Genomic DNA, 24,598 nt, shown 5'->3' with positions numbered 1-24,598 from the left:
CTCTGTGGATGGCATAAAACCCTTTGACTCCAACTTGCTGTTCTCATAGCCTGTTGGAGCAATATTAAGCTCATCTAAATAAATGTGGAGTTGATTGTCAACCTGATCGACTTCTAAAATCTGAAAGTATTCTAAAAGCCCGTCGGGCATCAATAGTGATAGTAATTTGCGTTCGGCGTCTTGCAAGGGAGATCTGTATTAAAGATGCTAAATTAGCAAATTTTTAATATTCCCCCAAGAATTCTGATTGATCCGAGGCTCAGGGTCGTGTTTGGGCATTGTGTGGCTGAGCCAATCCTGCCACCCCGACTAAAAAGCTCTAACGAAAGTTAGGGCTTTTCTTGTTTCTAAGCATGTGTTGACTCGTAAATGAATGCACGATTTTTGCTTTTAATTTCATTCGGTTTCGGATCAGAAATTTAATAGAAATTAAATATGGATATTAAGAATTCATGCGATGCTGTTTAAAGAGATTCATTTGTTGGGAATAAAATCGGGAAAAATTAACTTGGCCTTTCGTCAATGGAAACAGGCTACTGTCAAAAGCGGGAAGCTGTTGAAGACTTCGGTTGGTATGGTTGAAATCGGTGCGATTGAAAGGGTCGACGAGTCCGCAATAACTGACCAAGAGGCTGTGAATGCTGGTTTTAAAGATAAAACTCAGCTCTTAAAATCGTTCAGACAGCAACACTTGGCAACGATTTTCAGGATATCTGTACGTTATCACTCCGAAGATCCGCGGATTAAGTTGCGGGAGAGGACTGAACTCTCGGAGAAGCAGTTCGCGCAGTTGAAAATAAAATTAGCCCGCTTGGATACTTTTAGCAAAAAGGGGCATGGACTAAGCTGATCTTATCTACCATAAAAGAAAATCCCAATCTACATGCGATCGGTATTGCGAAGTTACTGGGCTTTGAAAAGGAATGGCTGAAACTAAATATTCGCAAGCTGAAAAACCTGGGGTTAACAATAAGCCACACCGTAGGTTACGAAATTTCACCTTTGGGTGAGCGGTTTATTCAACTGCTGGAAGCCGAGGAATAGCAATTAAAGCTGATATAAAATAGACCGTTGCGCGATCTTTAATAATGAGGCTGCCCAAGTGCAGCCCCATCGATTTGATTTCTTTCCTTTAATGCTATAAGGCCCTATTCTGTTTTAGAAACAATTTATAGTTGTCCTGATGTTCGAAATAGGCAACCTGACCTTCATTTCCGATAAGGACAATGTAGGCCTTTGCTTTATCTACTTTTGATCCGGTATGTGGATCTATGGCATAGCGTACGGTCTCATCTTTTGGGATTCTCTCTTTGCAATTCTCGCAACAGCCGTAATAGATCTTTCCATCCAAAGGTACCGCCAGTTGCTTTTTGCCCATAAATTCGTCATTGACCATACAGACCATATCCTGTGGCACTTGCTGTCCTTTTTCATAACCAAATTGCTTTTGCGTTACAGCTGACAAAGCTGCATTGTTGTTTGTGTTTTCAGGACTGCTACAGCTTATTGTCAGCGTAATTAATAACGCTGAAAATAGCATTGATCTTAACATTTTCATATATTTTCTATTTAATAGGTGTTCCTTCTGTGATTTCTTCGTTGGCCATTTTTATCAGCTGGTCACCCTCCGTGAGTTCGCCGAAAACTTCAATTTTATCATTGAGTATTCTTCCTTTTTTTACAGGAATAAATTTTGCGCTTCCAGCGGCATTTTTGATAACATAGATTCCCATGTTACCCTCGACCAATGCCGAACGTGGAATAAAGAAAGTTGCTTTGCTGTTTTTAAGCTGAACCTTTGCTTCGGCGACCATAAAAGGCTTAAGATCCGGATCGTTGTTGACAAAGTCTGCTTCAAACTTTTCGGATCGTAACTTCATATCCAGCGTACCACTTTTTCGGGTTATTGTTGCCTGGAAGTTCTTCTCAGGAAGTGCCCTTACCGTGAAGTTGACTGTGTCACCTATGGCTACATAGGGAACATGTGCTTCCGGAACCGATAGGTTTAAACGGAGTTTAGACGAATTTTGGATGACAAGCAAAGGTGTTCCACCCATGGGCCCTACATAGGCGCCGATATCTGTATTCCGGGATGTAATGATACCACTGAAGGGTGCCCTGATAATTAAATACTGATTGATATCCTGTATTTCTGTATAGGCGGCCCGAGCGGCTTTTACACTGGCTTCGTCCGAAAGTTTTTGTGCGGTAATCTGATCCAGGGCATCGCGGGCAATAGCGCCCTTAGTCTGGTTTGCCCGAAACATACGATCGTAATTGGCTTTTGTTGCGGTATAAATAGCCTCTTGCGAAAGTATTTTGGCCTTTGCATTGGCTATTTGAGCCTGCAATTCGGGAGCTTCTAGCACCATAAGTATCTGCCCTTTGCTGACCTGCGAACCAATATCTACATGGATTGTCTTGACATAACTCTGCACCTTTGCAAACAATGCTGTCTCCTGATCAGGTTTTAGTTCGCCCGCCAGTTGTAGCGGAACAGTAGGATTCATTTTGGCAATCGGGATGGTCATCAAAGGCATGGACCCCATCTTCGTGGCTTTTGGAGTTTCCTTTGTGGTGCCGTTGTTCTCTTTTGTATTTTGGTCGCATGCGCTAAAAAATAGTGCAATTGCTGGTAATATGATTGACTTAAATTTCATAAGAATTAGATTTTTGTTTTAACAAAATGAATGCTTTCCTCATCTTCGGGATCCAAAGAAGGCGAGGTCGTTGTTGCTTTGTGCTGTATCCATATAAATACCAGCGGGAGGACGATCAGAACGGAGAAGGTTGAAAAAAGAAGACCTCCGATAACAGCACGTCCCAATGGTGAGACCTGGTCTCCACCTTCACCAAAACCGATAGCCATCGGTAACATCCCCGCAACCATGGCGATAGTTGTCATGATAATGGGACGGATCCGAAGCTTGGCGGCCTCAATAGCGGAGCTTATTGCATTTTGGTTTTTCAGTCGTAGCGATTCTGCATTATTGATTAATAAGACCGCGTTAGCAATCGAAACGCCGACAGACATAATGAGTCCCATATAGGACTGTAAGTTGAGTGTCGAACCGGTTAATTTTAATAGTACCAAAGCCCCTACGATCACGAAAGGAACTGTGGAGAGAATAACGAGTGATATCCGAAAGGACTGAAAAGTCGCTGTAAGCATCAAAAAGATAACGATAACGGCAATCAATAGACCTGTAGCGAGATTACTCATCGTCTCATTCAATACAGGTGCCATCCCTGCGACTTCAATATTTATACCTTTTGGTAATTCACCTAAAGATGCAATAGCGGCCTGAATGTCCTGTGAAGCCTGTCCCAGATCTTTTTTATGCAGATTTGCGGCAACCGTAGTGTAACCCATTGTTCCTAAATTATAACTTTCACCAAGTTCTTTAGTTGCTGTGATTGTTGCGATATCACCTAGAACGGGACGGTCTGCATTCTTAGAAAGTGTTAGATTCTCCAGTTCTTCTTTACTGTTTAAAATATTTTGTGGTGTTTGAACCTGAACATCATAGGCAATTCCCATCATTCCACCGACCCAAAAATTCTTATTGGTATAGCGTGTGGATGCGGTAGCGGTGACCAATGACTTTGCGATATCCTGTGCATCGAGTCCCAGTTGTGCCGCTCTTGTCCGGTCGATATTAATCTGTAGGGCCGGATAATCCATGGATTGGGGAATCTGCTGGTCGCGCAGGTAGTCGATCTCCTTTAACTTTCCGAGAAGTTTTTGCGCATACATGCGATTCATTTTTTTCATCATCCCAGAAATCCGGATCTCGATAGGTGTATTGGTGCCCTGACTTAGTATTTTCTCCGTAAGTTCAATGGGTTCGAAAGAGAGTTGTATTTCCGGCATTTTTTCTTGAAAGTACTTTCTGAGTTCATCCTTTAATTCATCCGAATTACCTTTTAGCTTCTTCAATGCCACCTGCATCAATGCTTCGTGTGGCCCGGCATTGTATAAATAAATTGGGCTAACGGCGAAAGTAGAGGGGTGCTGACCGATAAAAACCGATGATATGGCGATATTATCCGGTCCGACTTTTTCCTTCAAAAGGGCCAGAAACTGCTTTACTTTTCCTTCAGTTACTTCGATACGCGTACCTTCCGGGGCTTTTATCCGTACCTGAAACTGGCGGGAATTGACTGGAGGCAATACATCCTTACCAATTCCCTGATATAAGAAAAAGCATGCTACCAAAGCAAAAATCAAACTTAAGCTTACGATTATCTTGTGTTTAGCGACTAAATTTGACAATAGATGCAGGAAGCGTTCACGAAAACGATCAAACCAGTTTTTCTTATGTGTGGGATTATGACATGTTTCGGGATCATGTTTCATCATCCAATTGGCCATCACGGGTACAAAAGTCTGCGACAATAAGAACGAAACAATCATCGAAAATCCGATCGCCAGTGCAAGCGGCATAAACAATGCTCCGGGAATACCGGTCATCATAAAAGCAGGAGCAAATACGGCAAGAATACAGAGCATGATCAAAAGTTTTGGAAAAGCAATTTCCTTACAGGCATCCCAGATTGCTTGGGCACGCGTTTTTCCCAGGGCAAAATGTTGGTGGATATTCTCGATGGTCACCGTACTTTCATCGACCAATATTCCAATAGCTAATGCTAGTCCCGATAAGGACATAATATTGAGGGTCTGTCCAAATAGCTTCAAAAATAAAACGCCAGAAATAATCGAAATAGGAATGGTCATAATTACAATCAGTGCTGCCCTGCGGTCGTTCAAAAATAGAAGGACCATCAGACCGGTGAGGACAGCGCCCAGAATTCCTTCAATAACCAAGCTTTTCAGGGCATTGCTGATATAAACCGACTGGTCAAATTCGTACGAAATGCTGACATCGTCAGGCATGTTTCGCTGGATTTCGGGCAAGCGTTCTTTAAGCTTATTGACAACATCTAGGGTCGAAGCATTTCCTGCTTTAGCGATATTAATATAAACCGATCTTTTTCCGTCAATCAGGGCATAACCTGTGGCGATATCAGCACCATCTTTTATGGTTGCCACATCACGGATGTATACATTGTCTACCGTGTTTTTAAAGATTGGAATTTCTCCCAGTTCTTCTATTTTCTTTACCGTATTGTTTGTCGGTGTCAGATAGTTTTTGTCACCGATATACACATTTCCGGAAGGAGAGGTGATATTATTTCTACTGATGGCTTCAACAACCTGTTCCGGAGACAGGTTGTGCGCCCGCAGTTTGTAAGGATCAATGTTTACTTCGATTGTCCGAGGACTTCCGCCAAAAGGTGGAGCTGTTGTCAGTCCGGGTATCTTTATTAAGAATGGTCGGGCACTGAAGTTCGCGATATCCTGTAGTTGATTGTTGGTTTTCGTGTTACTGCGAAAGACCAACTGCCCAACAGGCTGGGAGGATGCATCAAAACGGATGATGAACGGTGGTGGAGCTCCCGGGGGTAAAAATACCTGGGAACGATTGGATAATGCATTGATGGTTGCAATGGCTTCTCCCATATCAATGCCCTCATAGAAAACAATTTTCATGAGTGTCAATCCCTGGGTATTCTTTGATTCTATGCTCTTAATACCATTGGTAAACAGGAGCATGTTGACGTACATTTTGGTGAAATAACCTTCCATCTGCTGCGGAGTATAGCCGTTGAAAGAGTGGGCTACATAAACGACCGGCAGATCCATTTCGGGTAGGATATCTACTTTAACATCTTTGGTCGCTTTGATACCAAAGAATAGCAGGCCAATGACAATAACCATGATGGAAATTGGTTTTTGCAAGGCAAATTTGATGATATTCATAAAGGATAGATTTAAGAATGATGAAGGAAAATATTGAAATCACCCTGCGCAGCGGCCAGCAATAGTAAGGCCTGCCAAACATTATTCTGTGCAATTTCATAGTCGATCTCAGCTCTATTCAAACTATACAATGCCTGTGTATAGTCCACTAGAGTCGTCAGTCCATTTTCATACAATGCATTATGCTGTTTGTAAGCAAGACTAGCAGCAGACAATTGAATTTCGGTCTCTTTGAAATTGTCAATGGCATTTTTAAGCTGAGAATCGGCGAGGAGCGACTGCGCTATAAAATCTTTTTTATGCTTTTCATATTCTCTTTGGATCGCCTGGGTATATAATTTTTGCTCCCTGTTTTTGGTATCAAAACGGAAGATATTAGTCAGGTTCCAGCTTAGCGAAGCTCCAACTAAATAGTTTGCTCGGTTTATACCCACTCCTTTAAAATAATTTGAAGAGTATGCTGAGTTATCCTGTATATAGTTCCAATCGAAGCCGGTTCCACGTCCTTGTAGTACGCCAAAAGCGGAAACAGAGGGCATGCGATTGGATTTCAGGATTTCCTCGGTTTGCAAGCTCTCATTGATCTTACTGTTTTGGAATAGTAGGAACGGATGTTTTTCTATGGAAGCTTCATGCTTTACAACTGTCCTGTTCGGGATGCTGGTATTATAAGTCGTATCCAGCTGATATGTTTTAAAATCATCATTTAACAGTAGGGCGAGTTGTTTTGAGTATTCCAGTTCCTTGTCGTAGGATTTGATCTGAAGGGATTTCGCATTAGAAACTTCCGCTTTGGCCAATTGGGCATCCACTTCGGCGATTAACCCACTTTCTGCCCTAGCGGCAGTCACTTCATAAAATACCTGCGCGCGATCCAGGTTTTTTTCCTGGACATATTTTATCCGTTGACTCGCCAGTAGATTCAGATAGGCGGCACTTGTTTTTATTTTGTGCTGAAAGATTTCCTGTGCAAGATCGGCCTCGGTGGTCTGTTCCTTTATTGAGCCGAGGAGCACCTGATTTTTGATTCTTCCAAAGGTGTATACATTCCAGTTGATATTGGCAAAATAGAGCGATCCAAAGGCGGCATTCCAATTTTGCTCTGCTAAGGGCATGGATGTTGCACCTGATGCTAAACCGCCATAGGCATACATAGGACCATGTTGGGCGTTTATTGTTCCAAAGCTCTGTTGTGCTGCTAAGCTGAGATCCGGAAGATATTGTTGTTTCTGAAAGGCAGTATGCTGTTTTGCTGCCAATGCAACAAATTGCTTTGATTTTATCTGGTCGTACTGTTCAACGGCACGTGTGAGGGCATCTTCGAGTTTTAAGGTCTGTGAAAAGCCATGTAGGCTCATTCCCCAGATTACACCCAGTGATGCAATGAGTTTTAATTTCATCGAAAATAAAATTTGTTAGTAGACATCAAGAATTAACGTGGTACCTGTTTAAGTGCCACAAGCTTTTACAAGATGTGTGCTATCAAATTCGATAAGTACAATGAAGGATATAGAGCGGATTGCTCCAGAAGGGGCTTTTTAAGGATAGATAAGAGAGGTGTTTGTCGTTATCACTATTGATTAAGGATATATCAAATAGGGCTCCCAATAGTTGATTAGGAATTGCCGAACCCCAAAATTTTACTGAAAAGTCAAAGTGAGATTGCTTTTTTACGCTGTCGTTGAGTTTGACTAGTTTGGACTGGTGTTTACAGCAGTCTTTCTTTTTTTCGTTTAATTTCTTGTCCTTTGAAGAGCAGATCGGGCAAGGTTTATTGTTGTCGGGGTTTTCAGTATTCGTCCAGCTGTACAGTTTTACAGCTGTTCCTTTGCAAATATGCTGGTACTGTGTAAGGCCTAAAGCCAATACCGAGTATATCATGGAAAGAAAGATGACGAGTAATTTTTTCACCTGTTTTAATTTTTCTGTTGAATTGCCGGTAAATTCGCCAGCATCGTAGGGTGCTTGACAAATCGCAATGGCTTTACATATCAGTGATGCAAATATATTTTTTCTTTTAAAGGCTTATTTGTACAATTTCATCAAAGTTTTATAACATTTATAGCCCTATTATTCATCCCGCAGGCTATCAACGGGATTGGCTAATGCGGCCCGAAGTGCCTGCCAGCTTACTGTAACCAGTGCAATGCCGATTGCAATCAGTCCTGCAGCGACAAACATCCACCATTGGATGTTAATGCGGTAGGCAAAGTTTTCCAACCATTTGTTCATAATCCACCAGGCAATAGGTGAGGCGATGAGTAAGGCAATTAGCACTGGTTTCATAAAATCTTTGGAAAGCAGTGCCACCACACCCGATATCGAGGCGCCGAGGACCTTGCGAATTCCGATTTCTTTATTTCGTTTGGTCGCTGTAAATGAGGCCAGTCCATATAACCCCAGGCAGGCAATAAATATCGCCAATCCGGCAAATAGACCAAGGATTCTTTGCTGCCTGAGGTCTGTTTTATAAAGAGTGTCAAACTTCTGGTCCAAAAAAGTGTATTCAAAGGGATAAAGCGGAGCTGCTTTATTGAATGCGGCTTCGATTGTTTTCAATGCAGCGGGAAAGTCATTCGTATTCAATTTTATAACTACTGTTCTTAGGTCGTCGGATGGCGAAATAACAAGTGCATCCATGTTTTCTTTCAGGGAAAGGAAGTTGAAATCTTCCACGACACCAATGATGGTTCGGCGTGAAGAATCCCGGATCGTATTTCTTATCCATTTACCGATGGCTTGTTCGGGGGTAAAACCAAGCTGTGTTGCTGCTGTACGGTTAATCAGTACTGCTTTGGTGGAGTCTGTTGGATATTGCATGGAAAAATCCCGCCCAGCAAGTATCTTCAGCCCTAAGGTACGGACAAATCCAAAGTCAGTAAATTCCGTTCTCGATTTCCATGACTCGGTATCCTTTCTCTCCACCTCAAAATTATGGCTATCGAAAAAGCCGCCCGGTTCGCCGGACATGAACGAAACTGAGGCAATGTTGCTGTTGCTCAGCAACTCGTTTTTGAAAGTATGCATGTTGCTGTACAGCTCACTATTATCCAATGGAATCACTATGCTTTGCTGATCATCATATCCCAACCCTCTTTCTTTTACATATTTCATCTGTTTTGTGATGATGGTGGTTCCGATAATAAGTAAAATGGAAATGCTGAACTGTAATACCACTAAAATCTGACGAAACAACGCTCCGCCCTTACCTAATTGCAATTTGCCCTTCAATGCCTGGATCGGAGAAAAAGTCGACAGGTAAAAAGCTGGATAACTTCCTGCCAATAGTCCAACGACAAGGATAATGGCGGCCAAAAAGGCATATATCGGCCAGGAATCCCAAGAAACCGTCAGCGTGTATCCTAAGAGCTGATTGTAAATTGGCATCAGTAGTTGTAATATGGCAATAGAGAGCAAGCAAGATATAAAAGTCAATAGGAGAGATTCACCAATGAATTGATAGGTTAGTTGTGTGCGTTGTGCCCCCAGTACTTTTCTCAGGCCGACTTCTTTTGACCGGTCCACCGCTCGAATGGTGGAGAGGTTCATAAAATTGATACAAGCGATCACTAATATCAGGATAGCGATGGAAAGAAAGATGTATACGACTTTTTTTTCTCCATGTTTTACATCGTCAAATTGGCTGTGAGGTTCAAAATAAATGTCATATAATGGTGTGAGCGAAAGGTCAAATTTAATGTTCATGACATTGGAAACTGCTTTCATGTGTTTATCCATAAACTGTGGAAGCTTGCTTTCGAGCATTTTTTTGTCTGTATGCTCACCGAGTAGGACATATGTAAACATACTGTTGTTAATCCACCCTTTAAACCACTCTTCTTTAGAGTAGTTGGCGAGTGGTATGACCAGGTCAAAATCCAAATGTGAATTGGTGGGGACGTCTTTTGCGATACCTGTAACGGTAAGCTGTTTGTTTTTATCTAGCTTCAGCACTTTGCCTATCGGATTTTCATTGCCGAAGTATTTTTTAGCACTTGTCTCCGTGAGCACTACACTAGCGGGCTTCTGCAAAACAGTCTTCGCATTTCCCTTGATCAGGGGAAGACTGAACAGATCAAAGAAATCAGCATCCGCAACATAGAGCTTTTTTTCATTGAACGCGATATTATTAAAGGAAAACAATCCATTGGTCGGCATCACTCTTACTGCTTTCTTGATATCATCAGGATAATCTGTTAACAGTGCTGTGGCATAGGGGGCAGAGAGGTAAGGTACGCGCTCCTTCGAACTGTTAAAGCCACGCATCACCCGGTGAATCCGGTCGCCTTGGATATGAAATTTGTCCACACTGAATTGATTCACGATAAAAAGAAATATCATCAGGCACACCGTAATCCCTATTGTCAGGCCGAGAATATTGATAAACGAAAATACTTTATTTTTTTGCAGATTTCTCCATGCAATTGTGAAATAGCTCTTTATCATACTTTTTCTCTATTAGTGTCTGTGTTTTAAAACCTATGCTCATCAACTAGTCCGACGAAATCGGTCATTCAACTATGGTATAAAATACGTTGTTCAATATTCAGACATTGTCAAATAGATTGCCAAATAGTTAAGTATCTTGTATTTAGCGTGTTGCTTTATTTTTTTGTTTTGTTGACTGTTCATATTCGAACACCAATTATTCACATTCGGACAGCTAAACAACTCCGTTTTTTTAAGGGACTTAAGTCATGTTGACAATTAGAGTTTGGTATAATACTTGTAAATGTACCCCCAAAATAAATTATGAGCATATTAAAAATGACGTTTAAAAATTGGATGCTGCTGTTGCTTGGAGTAATTGCGGTATATCAAAAGATAAATCGACCTGTCGTATCCAATGAAATGCAAAAACGAAATTGACTTATTGAAATCTGTGCTGTAAAACTTTTTGTATCTTTAGCCAGTATAGCTAACCATATAAGTTCTTTTGGGGTGGTCCGATAGAACGAAATATTATGAAAAATGAAAATACTATTGCCCTTGTGATTGTTGGTAACCATAAACCTTTATGGACAAGATCCTAATATTGAATTCCTACTGGAAAGTTTAGACGAAAATAATAGACAGTATTTTTGGCGTAATTTGTTTGTTGTAAATTTATTTATCAACGGATCAGTTGGTTAACGATATTGTTGAAAATAATTTTGAAAAAAAATATTTTTAGTGTACTTTTGTGCCACACAAAACAAAGGTGATACCTTTTCGGGGTGTAGCGTAGCCCGGTATCGCGCCACATTTGGGATGTGGAGGTCGTAGGTTCGAATCCTGCCACCCCGACTAAAAAGCTCTAACGAAAGTTAGGGCTTTTCTTGTTTCTAGGCGGAATGAGAACCTGCGACCTCTTGAAGGTATATAGGTTCGACCCGGAGGGGACTCAGCCAATCCTTCCATCCCGATTAAAGAGCGCTAACGAAAGTTAGGGCTAAAGAGATTTCCGAATGATAACTTGAGTAGGATTGCGTTCGTTTAAGGTTTTCTTTTGAAGTACAGCTTGAGCTGCCGCTTTTCCCATTGCCCGGAAATCGGTAGATATTACCGTAATTCCCCCCTCGAGGATCTCTTTGACATCAGTATCATTATAGGAAATAAGGCCTATATCCTCACCCAATGTAAATCCATGCTTCTTCGCCAATTTAATTAAGGATACGTCGTCCGAATCGTAGCGACTAAAGGTGATAAAGGCTGTATGCTTCTTAAACTTTGTCTCATCTACGTCTGGAATAATGTCATAATTGATGCTTGACTCTTCGCAGTATCGGACGAAACCTTTGATGACATGTTCGGCATGTAAAGCTTCAGGATGCGCGATCAATATGATTCTTTGGTACTTTTGAATATTATTCTGCAATAAGGAAAGGCTATTGTAAATATCGTATTCATAGTCCTGATAGATCGCCGTATAATTTCCTGAGAGGCCCAATTGGTTGTAGTCGATAATAATCCGTTTGTTCGGAGGAATAAGATTGATGATCGGAGATGGGTCTTCTTTCAGGAATGTAACAATAACAAAATGCGTATAGTTGTTGATGTTTTCAGTGATAATATTACGAAAGACGTTAAAGTTGTGATGGTGAAAGTAAACGTCGATCGCTGCGGTCCCTTTTGTCTCAACTAACAAGGATTGATAAATCTGTTCACGCATGGTATTCATTTTATCCAGAAGTAACAGGATGCGATAGGAATGCTCCACCTGTTTTTTCTTTACATAATATCCTTTGCGGTAGACAGACTCAATTATTCCTTTTTCGAGTAGATAATTAAGACCTTTCAAGACCGTCTCCTTACTCATGCTGAGTTGGTCCTGCAATTGATTTAAGGAAGGAATACGGTCTCCAATATGTAAGTCGTTCTTTTCGATCAATGCATGAATGTGATCTACTAGTTGAAGATACTTCATGCGAGACCCGTTGCCTGTTTCGTTTGTAGTGGACATGTGATGAATTGTCATTTACGATAATAGAGTCAAACTTAGATAAACTTGTTTTTATATGCAAGTCTTGATCTTATTCAGATAACCGAATAAGTTCGATCATTTTCTCCTCCTTTGAAGATATTCTCAAGAAGAAACTACATCTTTTTTTACTTTTTTTTTGCAGGGACAAATATAATTTATACTTTTATAAAAGCAAACCAGTCTAGACCAGACTAGATTGCAACGAATAACTAATTATAAATACTATTATGACTCTATTTCATCTAAAGGCGGCTCTGCTTTTATTGGGGATTTTTTTTCTAACGTTGTCCTCTTTTGGACAACAGCCCACTTCTGTCAAAGGAAGAGTGATGGATGTCGAAGGGCTTCCTTTGGTCGGGGTTACAGTATCTAATCAGTATAAAACTGTAACAACTTCCACAGACTCATTGGGTAATTTTTCTATATCGCCCATCTTTCAAGGTGAATTGTTACTTTTTTCAATGGTTGGCTATGTTACTGTAAAACATGCGGCTAGATTGGATCGTGTCCAGAATATCCAGCTTTCACGAAGCGAACAGATACTCGATGATGTTGTCGTTATCGGCTATGGTACAACCACTAAACGTGATCTGACCGGAGCGGTAGGTCAGGCTAATCTAACAGATATGCGTAAAGCCCCTGTCGCCAATTTCGAGGAGGCCTTAGCCGGCCGGGTGGCTGGCGTTAAGGTAAGTTCAAATGACGGACAGCCGGGTGCGGAACTCAGTATCGTTATTCGGGGTAATAACTCGGTCACACAAGATAACTCTCCACTCTATGTCGTTGATGGATTTCCTGTTGAAACATCTGTTGGTAACACCATTAATCCCGAAGAGATTGAGTCCTTGGAGGTGTTGAAGGATGCTTCCGCGACAGCCATTTACGGAGCCAGGGGAGCTAACGGCGTTGTCCTCATAACAACCAAGAAAGGTAAGGTTGGAACTCCCGTTGTTAACTACAACGGATGGGTTGGGCTCAATCAGATCATCAAAACGCAGGAGCTGCTAAATCCTTATGAATTTGTGAAATATCAATTGGAACAGAATCCCACCCTCTATACAGATATTTATCTAAAGGATGGTAAGACTCTGGACGATTACCGCGGCATGGAGGGTATCAATTGGCAGGACAAAGTTTTTAGAAATGCGGTTACCCATAATCATTCTATTGCGATGCGTGGTGGTACCGATCGTACACGATATGCCGTTTCCGGATCATTATTGGATCAGGATGGGATCATACTAAACAGTGGGTTTAATAAATATCAAGGAAGAATAGTGCTGGATCAGACCATAAATAAAAAATTAAAAGTAGGCTTGAATTTAAACTATACAGCCTATAAGCGATATGGTACAGTAGTGTCAGAGTCTCAGCCTAGTCCGACAGCGAGTCTGATGTATGGAATATGGGGATTTCGGCCAATCACTGGAAATCCACTTACAGATGCCTCTCTGATAGATGATCTTTTTGACCCGGATATGGATCCTAGCTTAGGTACTGATTTGCGAATCAATCCCTATCTAGCTGTGCAGAATGAGTATAATCCACTGTTCAGTGCAAATCTCGTGGCCAATGGCTATTTCGAATATAAATTGGCAGCGGAGTTGACATTTAGGGCGACTGGTGGTTACACGCGTATAAACCAGCGACGGGAGGTATTCTTTAACTCAAAATCCAGAGCAGGACATCCATTTTCAAACAATAAAGTAAATGGTTCTATTTGGAACAATGAGATTACAAATCTATTGAATGAGAATACCCTGTCTTATGACAAGAAATTTAAAGGTGGACATCGGTTAAAGGCAGTCGTCGGATTTACAATACAAGATATTCGAAACTATACCAACGGATTTACGTCCATTTTGATACCTAATGAAACATTGGGTATCAAAGGGCTGGACGAAGGGCAGATTACGATGGCGCCAGTGACTGACGCTTCCAGTGGACTGATTTCCTATTTAGGGCGGCTTGATTATAATTATCGCTCAAAGTATTTGCTGACATTGTCTTTCAGAAGTGACGGCTCATCCAAATTTCCAAAATCAAATAGATGGGCCTATTTCCCTTCGGGATCTTTTGCATGGCGATTGAAAGAGGAAAACTTTTTGAAACCGATAAATATTATCAGTGATGCAAAGTTGCGCGTAGGCATAGGTTCTACCGGAAATAATCGTGTATCAGAGTATGCTTCATTGACTGCCTTGCAGATGAATCCAGCCTCAGGCTACAGTGTAGGCAACAGCGCCGGTCAGGGAATGGTACCGACGAATCTTGGAAATCCATCTTTAAAATGGGAAACTACTGTTCAAACCAATATTGGTCTTGACCTCTCCATACTCAAGAATAGAGTGTCCCTTACTACAGACTATTATCACAAAGAGACACGTGACCTATTATTGAATGCAACCTTGGCTCCCAGTATGGGATTCCTTACCGGATTCAAAAATATTGGCCGTGTATCTAACAGCGGTATCGAATTTACATTGGAGACCAAAAACGTACAGACTCCAAATTTCTCATGGAGTTCAAGTTTTAATATTGCATTTAATAAAAACAAAGTTCTTGAGCTCAATGAAGGAGAACCGAGTTTGGCAACACGTGTCACCTGGGGGAATTTCAATAATGCATATCCTTATATCGCAATACCCGGAAAGCCGATTGCTTTATTTTATGGCTATCTTTTCGATGGTGTATACCAATACGCAGATTTTGATCTGGTCAACGGGAATTATCTACTTAAAGCAGGTCAACCCAATAATGGTACCCCCAGAACAAGTATTAAGCCCGGTGATATCCGTTTCAAGGATATCAATGGCGATGGACAGGTAGACAATTATGACCTCACAATAATAGGTAATCCAAATCCAAAACATATCGGCGGATTTAACAATAACCTCAATTATAAAAACTTCGATCTGAATGTTTTTTTACAATGGAGCTATGGCGGGGATATCTTAAATGCCAATCGCATTGAGTTTGAAGGCGGAGATCCTGTTGCTCGTGGTTTTCTGAATATGTTTGCTTCTTTCGCTGATCGCTGGACACCGGAAAACCAGACCAATTCGCTATATCGTGTCGGCGGCCAGGGGCCAGCAGTGTATTCTTCCAGAACAATTGAGGATGGATCCTATTTACGACTCAAGACCCTGTCTTTAGGATATACTTTCAATGCTGATCAGCTCCGAAGATTAGGAATGAAATCCATACGACTTTATGTCGCTGCACAAAATCTGGTTACATGGACAAAATATTCAGGGCTCGATCCCGAAGTGAGCACCCGTCCTGGAGCATTGACACCTTCGTTTGATTGGTCCGCTTATCCGCGCCCTCGTACGATGACAGTCGGAATTGACCTTAATTTTTAAACCTAACCTTTGATCAAGATGAAACGCATTTTTATTTTTTCTATATGTATCGCTTGTCTAACCAGTTCATGTTCCAAATTGCTGGATAAAGAACCTGACTTTGTGACCACTGAAAAATATTTTCGAAATGAAAGCGAATTGATGAATAGTCTCAATGGAGTCTATAACAGGCTGATCGACACCTATGGGCGGATGTATAGCCGTGGGCTTTTTAGCTATCTTGTCGTTAGTGATGAGGCCTATTTCAAGAATATATCAATCAACAATATTCGAGTGATGGTCATGGACGCTGCTGATTTGGACATTACTAGATTATGGGAAACCTTATACGAAGGGATAAATAGAGCAAATCTATTATTGGAAAATGTCGATCGTGTAGAGATGGATATCACCAAAAGAAACGCCATCAAGGGCGAAGCACTCTTTATGCGCGGATATTACTATTATATCCTAACCGATTTCTTTGGAAAAGTTCCTTTAAAACTATCCTCTACGCAGTCTCCAAACGACCCTTACCCAGCTCAGGCTACCCTGGCGGCTTTGTATACACAGATTGTGAAAGATATGCAGGAAGCGGAAAATCTGGTTCATGAAAGCGGAGTGGTGGCTAATGAAAGAGTGTGCAAAACAGCCGTTCAGGCCGTACTGGCACGTGTGTTTTTAAAAATGGCGGGACAGCCCCTCAATGACCATGCTCGCTATCAAAATGTTATCGAATATACGGATAAAGTGATTGCTTCAGGAAAGCATCAGCTCAATTCCAATTATAAGCAAATATTTATCAACCATTCACAAGATATCAACGAACCGAAGGAATGCCTTTGGGAAGTTGGTATGTTTGGAAATAAGATCGGCAACATCGATCAGGCTGGTATGGTTGGTATCGAGAACGGTATCGAATGTCCCGATGAACGTATTGGATATTCAGGCGGAGCAATGCGGATTACAGCCAAATTATACGATTTGTTTGGTCAGAAAGATACAATGCGGCGCGACTGGAGTATCAGCCCCTATCGATTTGTGACTACAGCAGGGGTTACGCAGAAACAATATTATAACGCAGCTCAGCTTTATGAACGAAACCCCGGAAAATGGAGACGGGAATATGAGACCGGTACCAAAGTGAGGAGTGCCAATTCGACCAATTTTCCAATTATAAGGTATAGCGATGTCTTGCTGATGAAAGCTGAGGCAGAAAATGAGGTCAACGAATCCCCAACTACAGCCGCCTACGAAGCAATCAATCAAGTGCGTAGGAGAGCTTTTGGTAAGGCGTTAAATGAGGTCAATGGAGATAGTGATGCGCCGATCGGAATGGATAAAATAGCCTTTCTGGATTATATACGGGATGAGCGCCTTCGCGAATTCTGTTTCGAGGGAATCCGGAGACATGATCTAATTCGTTGGGGAATTTATGTGCCCACTATGAATGCCTTGGGACGCGATATTTCAGTCAACGCACCTGCGGCACATCGATATGGTGGTAATGCCGGCCTGAACACGACCGAGAGAAACGTGCTGTTTCCCATTCCGAACACTGAGTTAACCATTAATAAACAGATTGTTCAAAACCCGGGTTGGTAAATCTGGTGGATCACAAAATAAATAGAAACAGATGAAAATATCAATGATGTATCTCATGCTGGCCGTATTGTGTGCCAGTTGTATGAAAGAGGATATCGCCAGTGCAGATATGGAGGTCAGGACGAATGCCTCAAGTTACAGGGTAGGTGATACCGTTGTATTCCGATTTGAGGGAACCCCTGACAATATTGTATTCTATTCTGGAGAGAATGGACACAACTATGCCTTGAAAGATCGCCTTTATGCAGATAATGATTTACTGGTAGATTTCAAAACACTTGTACAATGGGGTGTTATCTATGACAATCTAAAATTGTTGGTTTCCAATAATTTCAGCGGAATATACACGAAAGAAGAGGTTGATAAAGCCGCCTGGACAGATATTTCAGACAAAGCCGTTTTCTCCACTGGGCAAGATAATACGCCCTCTGGAACTGTAAGTTTAAAATCGTATCTCAGTCCGGTTGATACAGGATCAATATATCTGGCGTTCCGATATACTGACTTTCAAAAGCCGCAACAGAACAGATGGGTCATTCGCAGTTTTAATGCGGTAAAAGTATCACCAGAAGGTGTGCAGACGAATGTTGCTACGATATCCAATGCAGGCTGGAATGCCGTAAGTTTTCTAAATGACAGTAAGGGATGGACAATTTCGACAACACAGCTATTGATGTATGGCGGTGTTGCATCCGATACCGATAATGATGACTGGGTGATTACAAAAGGTTTTAAAGTAAAGGAATCCATTGCGGACAAAGGAATAGCACTTAAAAATATTAGTTCAAATCTGAGGGAGTACAGCTATGTGTACAAGACACCAGGTGTCTATAAAGCTGTATTTGAAACCTCCTCCGACTGGTACAGTGGTCGCAAAGTAGGGTACGCCGAAGTGATAATAACCATTACACCATGAACGATATGCAACGGTTAAATAGCGGATACAGTCATTGCGCTGGGGTATGGATGATGATGATACTGCCATTTTTATGCTTCGCAAGTGTTTTCGCACAAAGCGGGGCTGATGTATGCCTAGAAAATAGTGCGCTGCAACTGATCTGGCGTGAGGGTAAAAATGGCTATCAGCTTCAATCCGTTACCTTAAACGATGACGTGGGAAAAAAGGAGCATTTAACGATGGCGGCACAACAGCGAACGATCCTTTACGCAAAAAATAAGCCGCTGGACAGATCTACAGTTGTTTATGATCATGCTGGGAAGCTTATTCATTTTCCTGACTCTCAATATCGCTATGTGATTCCAGTCTGGTCACAAAGTTTGTCACCTGTGAGCCTGAATACTGCAGGTGAAGTATTGCACTATCAACCGACTATAGCGGCTTCAGCTTCGCGCTCGACGTTGAGATTTCAATACGAAAACGAAAAAATTGTCCTGTCGGAAGAATGGAACCTTGATCCAGATCATACGCATGATATCCGTGTACAGATGACTTTAAAAGCGAAACAAAGCGGTTATTATTCCCTGTCGTCGCCATCACTGGCGATTGCTGATCGCCAGCAGTTTCAGTGGGCGGTGATTCCGGGATTATTCCAAGGAGCAGCGCTCAATCCTGACTTTGTGGATGCCTACGCTTACGGACATGGTATCCCGGATCGTCCAGTCATCGTCCGTGAACGTACAGCCTCTACATTAGCGGCGCTGTTAACGACACAATCTGGAGTGACCTTAGCGACCGTAGCTGAACCCGGAACCGCAAGGGATCCTTGGTTAAAAGATGCAAAGACACATGCCGACTGGAAACTTGGATTGTCATTGATGAATCGAAATAAGGAGCTTACACCGACACTCTATCATCCAGTACTGGGTGAGGCGGGGTCTTACTTGAACGAAGAACAAGAGATCACATTTTCTTTTCGATATACAATTCAGAAAACTTCTTGGTATAATGTACTGGGGCATATAATAAACGGTATATATAAGTTCAGTGATTTTTTAAAACTGAAAGAAACAAAACGCTCCTTAACGGATCGTCTTTACGCGATGTATGATTATGTCATTGCCGATAGTACCTCCAAGTGGCGGACAGTAAACTATAAGAATGCGGTAATCGGAGCCCAGGATTATCTGGGTGGAGTATATGGGTCTGAGAAAGATGCCATGAAAAATTCCGATTATGGTGCGATGTGGATGCTGGCTAGACTGACTGGAGATACCACACTCAAACAGCAACGACTCCCCGCAGCCTTAAACTTCAAGTTGCAGCAACAACAGCGGAAACCTGGGTTCTTTTATGGATCAGCTGCCGGGCAGTATTACCTATATCGCAGTCAACAGTTTACCGAAGAATGGGGGCCATATAGCGAACCCATTGGCACCAGCTATTACATGTTGATGGATATCGGTAATATATTACTTTTTGAGCCGGATCGGTCTGATCTTAAACAAGCGTTGCGCAAAGCCGCAGATTGGTTGTTGTCCAAAATGCATCCCGATGGACATTGGGAAGTTGCCTATGATAACAAGTCAGGCCGCCCCATGTTTGAGGATGTAGCCGATCTCCGACCAACATTTTATGGACTCTTAGTTGCACATCAGTTGTTAAAGGACGAAAAATATCGAGAAGGAGCAATCAAAGCCGCAAACTGGTTTGTTGAACATGCAGCAAAAAAAGGATGGTTCCTGGGTGTCTGTGGTGATACGCGATTTGCACCTGATTTTGCAACAGCACAGTCTATACAGGCACTCCTCGATATGTATACATTGACTAAGGATCCACGCTATCAGACAACAGCCTATCAGGTCGCCAGATACTATACAACATCGATCTATACACATCCGATCCCCTCTCGGGAGGTTAAACGCGTGAATGGGACCGCTCGTCAAGATTGGGAAATCAGTCAAGTGGGGCTGGGATTTGAACATGGCGGTATTATGGGCTCTGCAAATCATCATGGCCCTATTCTGCTATCGAGTCATGCGGGGCTGTTTGTAAGACTTTATGGACAGACGAAAGACAGCTTATTGCTGAATATGGCAAGAGCCGCTGTCTGGGGACGGGATGCATTTGTGGACGCAAATACTGGGGTCGCTTCTTACTACTGGGATGCGATGAATAAAGGGGCTGGCCCATTTCCGCATCATGCCTGGTGGCAATTGGGATGGATTACCGATTATCTACTCTCCGAAGCAGCGGTTCGTTCCAATGGCAACATCTCCTTTCCGAGTGGATTTATAACACCTAAAGTTGGGCCACACCGCAGTTACGGCTTTGATAAAGGGAGAATATTTGGCAGGTCAGTCGATCTGAAAATGAAAAAGGGACTTATCAGCCTCGATAATGCAAAGATAGATTATATCCTGGCAACGAACAGTGATACTAAGGAGCTCTATATTGTTTTGCTGAACAATAGTGTCGATCAGCAGGAGATTCAACTCAAGTTGGATAAAGACCAATCCCAGCGTCTATTTGGATCAGAACAGCGGGGAGCTTGTCTTCTCAATGCCGACGGGACGGATGAGATACGGATGGCAGCATCCTCAGATTGGAAAATTTCCCTGCCGGCAACAGGACTAAGAATAATAAAAATCAGTTATCAATAACCATTTAAACAACCAATAACATGAATAGCAACATTAAGCAGAAAAAAAAATACTGGATTATACCCATATTCTTTGGAATGATGTTTACGGTCTTAAGTTGTACTGGAGTCGAAAAGAGTTTACAGGCAAATGAAACGCAAGTAGAAAATAAACTTGCACGAATGGCCTCTACTACCGGACAGTTAGATTCACCCATGGTGAAAAGCCTGGCTTATCAGGTGATCGTCAACGACGATACCCTGGACGTATGGCAAGAAACCTGTTATGATCTGGTGGAGAATGGAGGGCAGACCGATGTACATACCGCTTTATTTACGTATGTTCCAGGTAGTCAGGTCAAGATTATTTGTAGCAGTTCTTTCTCAAATTTTACGCTGTCGCCCAAAAGGTTGAATATACCGGTTACCAAGAACGGAAATGAATTGACGTTTACCATCCCTGAGTACTACAATTATGCATTGGCTATCCCTGGTCGTGCGCCCTTACTTTTGTTTGGATCTCCGGATTACAGCGCCTATAAACAGGGAGCAGTTGTTTTTGCCAAGGGAATCCATCATGGTGTCAATGGTGTTTTTAAACTTGAATCCAATAAAACCTATTATTTAGAAGAAGGGGCGATTCTCAGGGGAAAAGTATTGATAGAAAACGTATCTAATGTCAAATTGATCGGTCGGGGCTATATTGATGATCGTACCGCTCCTGTAGCAGGAAATTTCGTTAAGGTCTACCGTAGTCAGAATGTGGAACTTCGGGGATTTGGCGTCCGCCATGCGGCCTTAGGCTGGCAAGTAGATATGGTCAATTCGTCGAATGTGGATGTATCCCATCTCAACCTGTTGAGCTTTGGGCAGAACAATGATGGTTTGGATTTGGGCTCAGGATGTCAAGGTGTGCATTTCTCCCATTGTTTTATCGGATCAGGAGATGATGGTTTTGGTTGGCATGCAACAAATGCAGCTGCAGATGGCGAAACACCGCTTTTAAATTGTAGTGCCCACGACTGCATGATCTGGAAAAACCAGGTAGGCGTAGGTATCCGCATAGGATCTTCCTTAGAAACCAGTAGTGTCGAACAGCTCACCTTTAAAGATATTGATATCGCCAAAATGACCTGGGGTGGTCATTCGGTAGCGATCCCACATTCTGACTGGGCGGATGTTAAGAATATCACGTTTGAGGGCATCCGTGATGAGACCTCTGGAAATACCCGATTTGTACTGATGTATATTAAGCAAAATGCAAACTCAAATCCGGTGTATAGGCCCGGGACTATTTCTGATATTCGATTTATTGATTGCGTCAGCAGTGCGACGTCGGCAATTTTCGAGGGCTATGACGCCGATCACATGATTAAGGATGTGACCTTCAAAAACGTAAAAGTCGGGGGTAGGGATATGTTGCAGTCTGATATCGTAGCAAATCCCTTTACCTCGAATATCACCGTCGTGAATTGATGTTCAACTAGTTTATGATCACTTAAATCAACGAGATGCGTACATATCAATCAGTTATAAGTTTCCTGTTGTTTTTTTTAATAATGACCGGTCTGTGGGCGCAGAATAGTGTGGAGCTCAACAAGATTGCCGCTTCGCAAGGTGCCGCTTCGCAATTGTTATTTTCTGTGGATACGGCGAAAGAAGAACTTATTGTGCCTGGTGATTTTAAGCGTGATGATGAGTGTGTAGTGCGTGGTGGTATGCCTAATTTTTTTGCCAAGGTCAGCAAGGGCCAGGATGTATCAGTAGCATTCATCGGTGGAAGCCTGACACAAGCCAATTATTGTTACCGGATGCAGATTTCAGCTTACTTACAGGCACGCTACCCATCCACCAGATTTAAGTGGGTCAATGCTGGCGTTTCCGGAACAGGCACGGACTTGGGATCCTTTAGAATCAGGGAACAGGTACTATCGCACAATCCCGATCTGGTTATCATCGATTTTGCAGTCAATGGCGCCTATGCTGCAGGCATGGAAGGTATGGTCAGGCAGATTATCCAACATGATCAGCATACCGATATCTGTTTAATTTATGCCATATTGGCCACAGAGACCAAGGTATATAATAATAGAAAGATACCGCCACATATTGAAGCTTTGGAAGCATTGGCCGATCATTACGGTATTCCTACAATACATTTGGGAATGGAGATTGCGCGCTTGGAATCTCAGGACAAGTTGTTGTGGAAGGGAGATGTAGATTCTGCAGGAGGTCGTATTTTATTTTCTACGGACGGAATACACCCACTGAAAGCTGGTGGTAATCTTTACGCTGCAGCCATTGCCCGTGGAATTGAGAAGATGAGAGGGCCTTCACAAATGGAAATACATTCATTGCCTCAGCCGCTGATATCTGCCGAATGGGATGTAGCAGGGATGTACATCCCCAGTGATCTTGCTGATTTTGATGTTAAATGGGCCGCGTTTCCTACAGAAGGATCTAAATTAAAGGCGTTCAATGGATGGTTTGATACCTTGATGGTCGCTGAAGAAAAAGGCGCGCGCTTTTCATTCACTTTTGAAGGTGATCTATTTGGCCTGTTTGACATCGGTGGGCCCGAGGTGGGGCAGCTTGAAGTATGGGTAGATGGTCATCAGATAGGGCTCCATAAATCGCAGTCAGGAAGATTTCAACCTTATCAAATGGTGGCAGAGAATCACGGCAATATCCAGTTGAATCGATTTAACGCATACTGTAATAACCGATATCGGGGTCAATATGATGTGATCAAGGTGCCCAAAGGAACGCATGAAGTCAGTTTTCGTATATCGCCATTGAGAGCAGATAAAAAGATGATATTAGGTCCGTCCCAACAAGAAGATATTGACCGGCATCCTGCGAAATATGATTCATCCAAGATTTATTTAGGGCGGATTCTGTTACGTGGCAAACCAATTTTAAAGACTACTGGAAAAGAAAAAGGATGAAATCATCATGATTTGAAGGCAGCATAAACCGAGTGTACGGAACAATTGAACTTACGAACACCTTAAAAACCAGTTTAATGAGTAAAACGAACTCATGAATATCATTGCAGATAAATACTTATGAATAGTGCCTTGGTTAAAGAATAATTGATGAACAAATAATTTATACGGATGAAAATAATTCAGCTATTAAAGCGACTAAACTGCCTATTACTCTGCTTGAGCATGACATACACTTATGCCCAATCTGTATTAACGCAACGGCAGAAATGGGAGCAAAAGATACAACGTTATGAGCGTCTGGATGCGCAAAATCCACCGCCCAAAAAGGTCATTCTTTTTGTTGGTAGTTCGACCATCGAAAATTGGAAAACGTTAAAGGATGATTTCCCAGGGCAGACTGTACTGAATAGAGGGGTATCCGGAACCAAGACTGTGGATCTTTATACCTATAGAGAACGGTTGATTACACCATACGATGCAAAGCAAATTTTTATTTATGAAGGCGACAATGATATTGGACTTCGTTGGTCAACAGACAGCATTGTTGAACAGTTCACTGCCTTATTTGGTGAAATAAGAAAGTCGAAACCGCATGCTGAAATAATCTATATATCCATCAAGCCCTCACCGCGCCGATTGAAAGATAAAATACAGATCGAAGAGGTTAATGCTAGAATTAAACAATTTATGGAACAGCAGTCCAATACCGGATATGCCGATGTTTATGCCCAGATGCTGGATGCCAATGGTAATTTAATACCAGCATATTATCGCCCGGATGGGCTGCACCTAACTGCCGAGGGATACCATATCTGGAAAGATGTGATATCCAAATTTATAAAATAGGTGGATGAACCCAGGAATAATTAAAT

The 24,598-nt window shown here is 42.1% G+C and carries 16 protein-coding genes and 1 tRNA gene; 9 read left to right on the top strand and 8 right to left on the bottom strand.

Features of this window, described 5'->3' with window-relative positions:
* Positions 1-186: ISAon1 family transposase N-terminal region protein (locus tag D7322_RS28825; protein WP_455430956.1), on the bottom strand; the 186-nt coding region annotated here is incomplete at its 3' end.
* A 271-nt stretch (positions 187-457) separates the two neighbouring features.
* On the opposite strand from D7322_RS28825, the gene D7322_RS24300 reads away from it, so the two are divergent.
* Positions 458-850: a hypothetical protein gene (locus tag D7322_RS24300; RefSeq protein WP_121126779.1), complete on the top strand. Its 393-nt coding sequence runs from the start codon at positions 458-460 to the stop codon at positions 848-850.
* Positions 851-1,138: 288 nt separating this feature from the next.
* Here the strand turns inward: D7322_RS24300 and D7322_RS24295 are convergent, their stop codons facing one another.
* The 6 genes from D7322_RS24295 to D7322_RS24270 all read right to left on the bottom strand — a co-directional run bounded on the left by D7322_RS24295 (position 1,139) and on the right by D7322_RS24270 (position 10,270).
* Complete coding sequence (locus D7322_RS24295; RefSeq protein ID WP_121126778.1) at positions 1,139-1,558, bottom strand: hypothetical protein; 420 nt, start codon at positions 1,556-1,558, stop codon at positions 1,139-1,141.
* Between the two features lie 7 nt (positions 1,559-1,565).
* A complete protein-coding gene (locus D7322_RS24290; RefSeq protein ID WP_121126777.1) occupies positions 1,566-2,660 on the bottom strand; it encodes an efflux RND transporter periplasmic adaptor subunit in 1,095 nt (364 codons plus the stop codon).
* A 5-nt stretch (positions 2,661-2,665) separates the two neighbouring features.
* Positions 2,666-5,824 (bottom strand): efflux RND transporter permease subunit, encoded by a 3,159-nt coding sequence (locus D7322_RS24285; RefSeq protein WP_121126776.1) that lies wholly within the window; start codon positions 5,822-5,824, stop codon positions 2,666-2,668.
* An 11-nt stretch (positions 5,825-5,835) separates the two neighbouring features.
* Complete coding sequence (locus tag D7322_RS24280; protein WP_121126775.1) at positions 5,836-7,224, bottom strand: TolC family protein; 1,389 nt, start codon at positions 7,222-7,224, stop codon at positions 5,836-5,838.
* Between the two features lie 82 nt (positions 7,225-7,306).
* Positions 7,307-7,735 carry an HYC_CC_PP family protein gene (locus tag D7322_RS24275; RefSeq protein WP_147430539.1) on the bottom strand — a complete coding sequence of 143 codons (429 nt, stop codon included), beginning with the start codon at positions 7,733-7,735 and terminating at the stop codon, positions 7,307-7,309.
* Between the two features lie 159 nt (positions 7,736-7,894).
* Complete coding sequence (locus tag D7322_RS24270; RefSeq protein WP_121126773.1) at positions 7,895-10,270, bottom strand: ABC transporter permease; 2,376 nt, start codon at positions 10,268-10,270, stop codon at positions 7,895-7,897.
* A 766-nt stretch (positions 10,271-11,036) separates the two neighbouring features.
* On the opposite strand from D7322_RS24270, the gene D7322_RS24265 reads away from it, so the two are divergent.
* Positions 11,037-11,110, top strand: a tRNA-Pro gene (locus D7322_RS24265).
* Between the two features lie 145 nt (positions 11,111-11,255).
* Here D7322_RS24265 and D7322_RS24260 read toward each other — a convergent pair.
* The gene (locus tag D7322_RS24260; RefSeq protein WP_220700164.1) at positions 11,256-12,266 is read right to left on the bottom strand and encodes a substrate-binding domain-containing protein; all 1,011 of its coding nucleotides are present in this window, start codon (positions 12,264-12,266) and stop codon (positions 11,256-11,258) included.
* Positions 12,267-12,514: 248 nt separating this feature from the next.
* Here D7322_RS24260 and D7322_RS24255 point away from each other — a divergent pair, with 248 nt between their 5' ends.
* The 7 genes from D7322_RS24255 to D7322_RS24225 all read left to right on the top strand — a co-directional run bounded on the left by D7322_RS24255 (position 12,515) and on the right by D7322_RS24225 (position 24,572).
* Positions 12,515-15,652 carry a SusC/RagA family TonB-linked outer membrane protein gene (locus D7322_RS24255; protein WP_121126772.1) on the top strand — a complete coding sequence of 1,046 codons (3,138 nt, stop codon included), beginning with the start codon at positions 12,515-12,517 and terminating at the stop codon, positions 15,650-15,652.
* Between the two features lie 18 nt (positions 15,653-15,670).
* Positions 15,671-17,236 carry a RagB/SusD family nutrient uptake outer membrane protein gene (locus D7322_RS24250; RefSeq protein ID WP_121126771.1) on the top strand — a complete coding sequence of 522 codons (1,566 nt, stop codon included), beginning with the start codon at positions 15,671-15,673 and terminating at the stop codon, positions 17,234-17,236.
* A gap of 31 nt (positions 17,237-17,267) precedes the next feature.
* Positions 17,268-18,152: a DUF5017 domain-containing protein gene (locus D7322_RS24245; RefSeq protein ID WP_121126770.1), complete on the top strand. Its 885-nt coding sequence runs from the start codon at positions 17,268-17,270 to the stop codon at positions 18,150-18,152.
* Positions 18,149-20,797, top strand: coding sequence for a glycerophosphoryl diester phosphodiesterase (locus D7322_RS24240; protein ID WP_245971450.1), 2,649 nt, complete (start codon positions 18,149-18,151; stop codon positions 20,795-20,797). Before D7322_RS24245 ends, D7322_RS24240 begins: the two co-directional genes overlap by 4 nt.
* Positions 20,798-20,817: 20 nt before the next feature.
* Positions 20,818-22,251, top strand: coding sequence for a glycoside hydrolase family protein (locus D7322_RS24235; RefSeq protein ID WP_121126769.1), 1,434 nt, complete (start codon positions 20,818-20,820; stop codon positions 22,249-22,251).
* Between the two features lie 83 nt (positions 22,252-22,334).
* Positions 22,335-23,723, top strand: a complete 1,389-nt coding sequence (locus tag D7322_RS24230; RefSeq protein WP_183078829.1) for an SGNH/GDSL hydrolase family protein — start codon at positions 22,335-22,337, stop codon at positions 23,721-23,723.
* Positions 23,724-23,894: 171 nt separating this feature from the next.
* A complete protein-coding gene (locus tag D7322_RS24225; RefSeq protein ID WP_121126767.1) occupies positions 23,895-24,572 on the top strand; it encodes a GDSL-type esterase/lipase family protein in 678 nt (225 codons plus the stop codon).
* Positions 24,573-24,598 lie beyond the last annotated feature (26 nt).

The organism is Sphingobacterium puteale, assembly GCF_003627955.1.
GTDB classification, from domain to species: domain Bacteria; phylum Bacteroidota; class Bacteroidia; order Sphingobacteriales; family Sphingobacteriaceae; genus Sphingobacterium; species Sphingobacterium puteale.
This window is presented reverse-complemented; position numbering and strand designations above follow the sequence as displayed.

Bases quoted from the DNA above. Each gene is read 5' to 3' on its own strand.
- D7322_RS24260 (WP_220700164.1), bottom strand. From the start codon at position 12,266: ATGTCCACTACAAACGAAACAGGCAACGGGTCTCGCATGAAGTATCTT.
- D7322_RS24300 (WP_121126779.1), top strand. From the start codon at position 458: ATGCTGTTTAAAGAGATTCATTTGTTGGGAATAAAATCGGGAAAAATT.
- D7322_RS24230 (WP_183078829.1), top strand. From the start codon at position 22,335: ATGACCGGTCTGTGGGCGCAGAATAGTGTGGAGCTCAACAAGATTGCC.
- D7322_RS24270 (WP_121126773.1), bottom strand. From the start codon at position 10,270: ATGATAAAGAGCTATTTCACAATTGCATGGAGAAATCTGCAAAAAAAT.
- D7322_RS24245 (WP_121126770.1), top strand. From the start codon at position 17,268: ATGAAAATATCAATGATGTATCTCATGCTGGCCGTATTGTGTGCCAGT.
- D7322_RS24280 (WP_121126775.1), bottom strand. From the start codon at position 7,224: ATGAAATTAAAACTCATTGCATCACTGGGTGTAATCTGGGGAATGAGC.
- D7322_RS24255 (WP_121126772.1), top strand. From the start codon at position 12,515: ATGACTCTATTTCATCTAAAGGCGGCTCTGCTTTTATTGGGGATTTTT.
- D7322_RS24250 (WP_121126771.1), top strand. From the start codon at position 15,671: ATGAAACGCATTTTTATTTTTTCTATATGTATCGCTTGTCTAACCAGT.
- D7322_RS24285 (WP_121126776.1), bottom strand. From the start codon at position 5,824: ATGAATATCATCAAATTTGCCTTGCAAAAACCAATTTCCATCATGGTT.
- D7322_RS24225 (WP_121126767.1), top strand. From the start codon at position 23,895: ATGAAAATAATTCAGCTATTAAAGCGACTAAACTGCCTATTACTCTGC.
- D7322_RS24290 (WP_121126777.1), bottom strand. From the start codon at position 2,660: ATGAAATTTAAGTCAATCATATTACCAGCAATTGCACTATTTTTTAGC.
- D7322_RS24295 (WP_121126778.1), bottom strand. From the start codon at position 1,558: ATGAAAATGTTAAGATCAATGCTATTTTCAGCGTTATTAATTACGCTG.
- D7322_RS24235 (WP_121126769.1), top strand. From the start codon at position 20,818: ATGAATAGCAACATTAAGCAGAAAAAAAAATACTGGATTATACCCATA.
- D7322_RS24240 (WP_245971450.1), top strand. From the start codon at position 18,149: ATGAACGATATGCAACGGTTAAATAGCGGATACAGTCATTGCGCTGGG.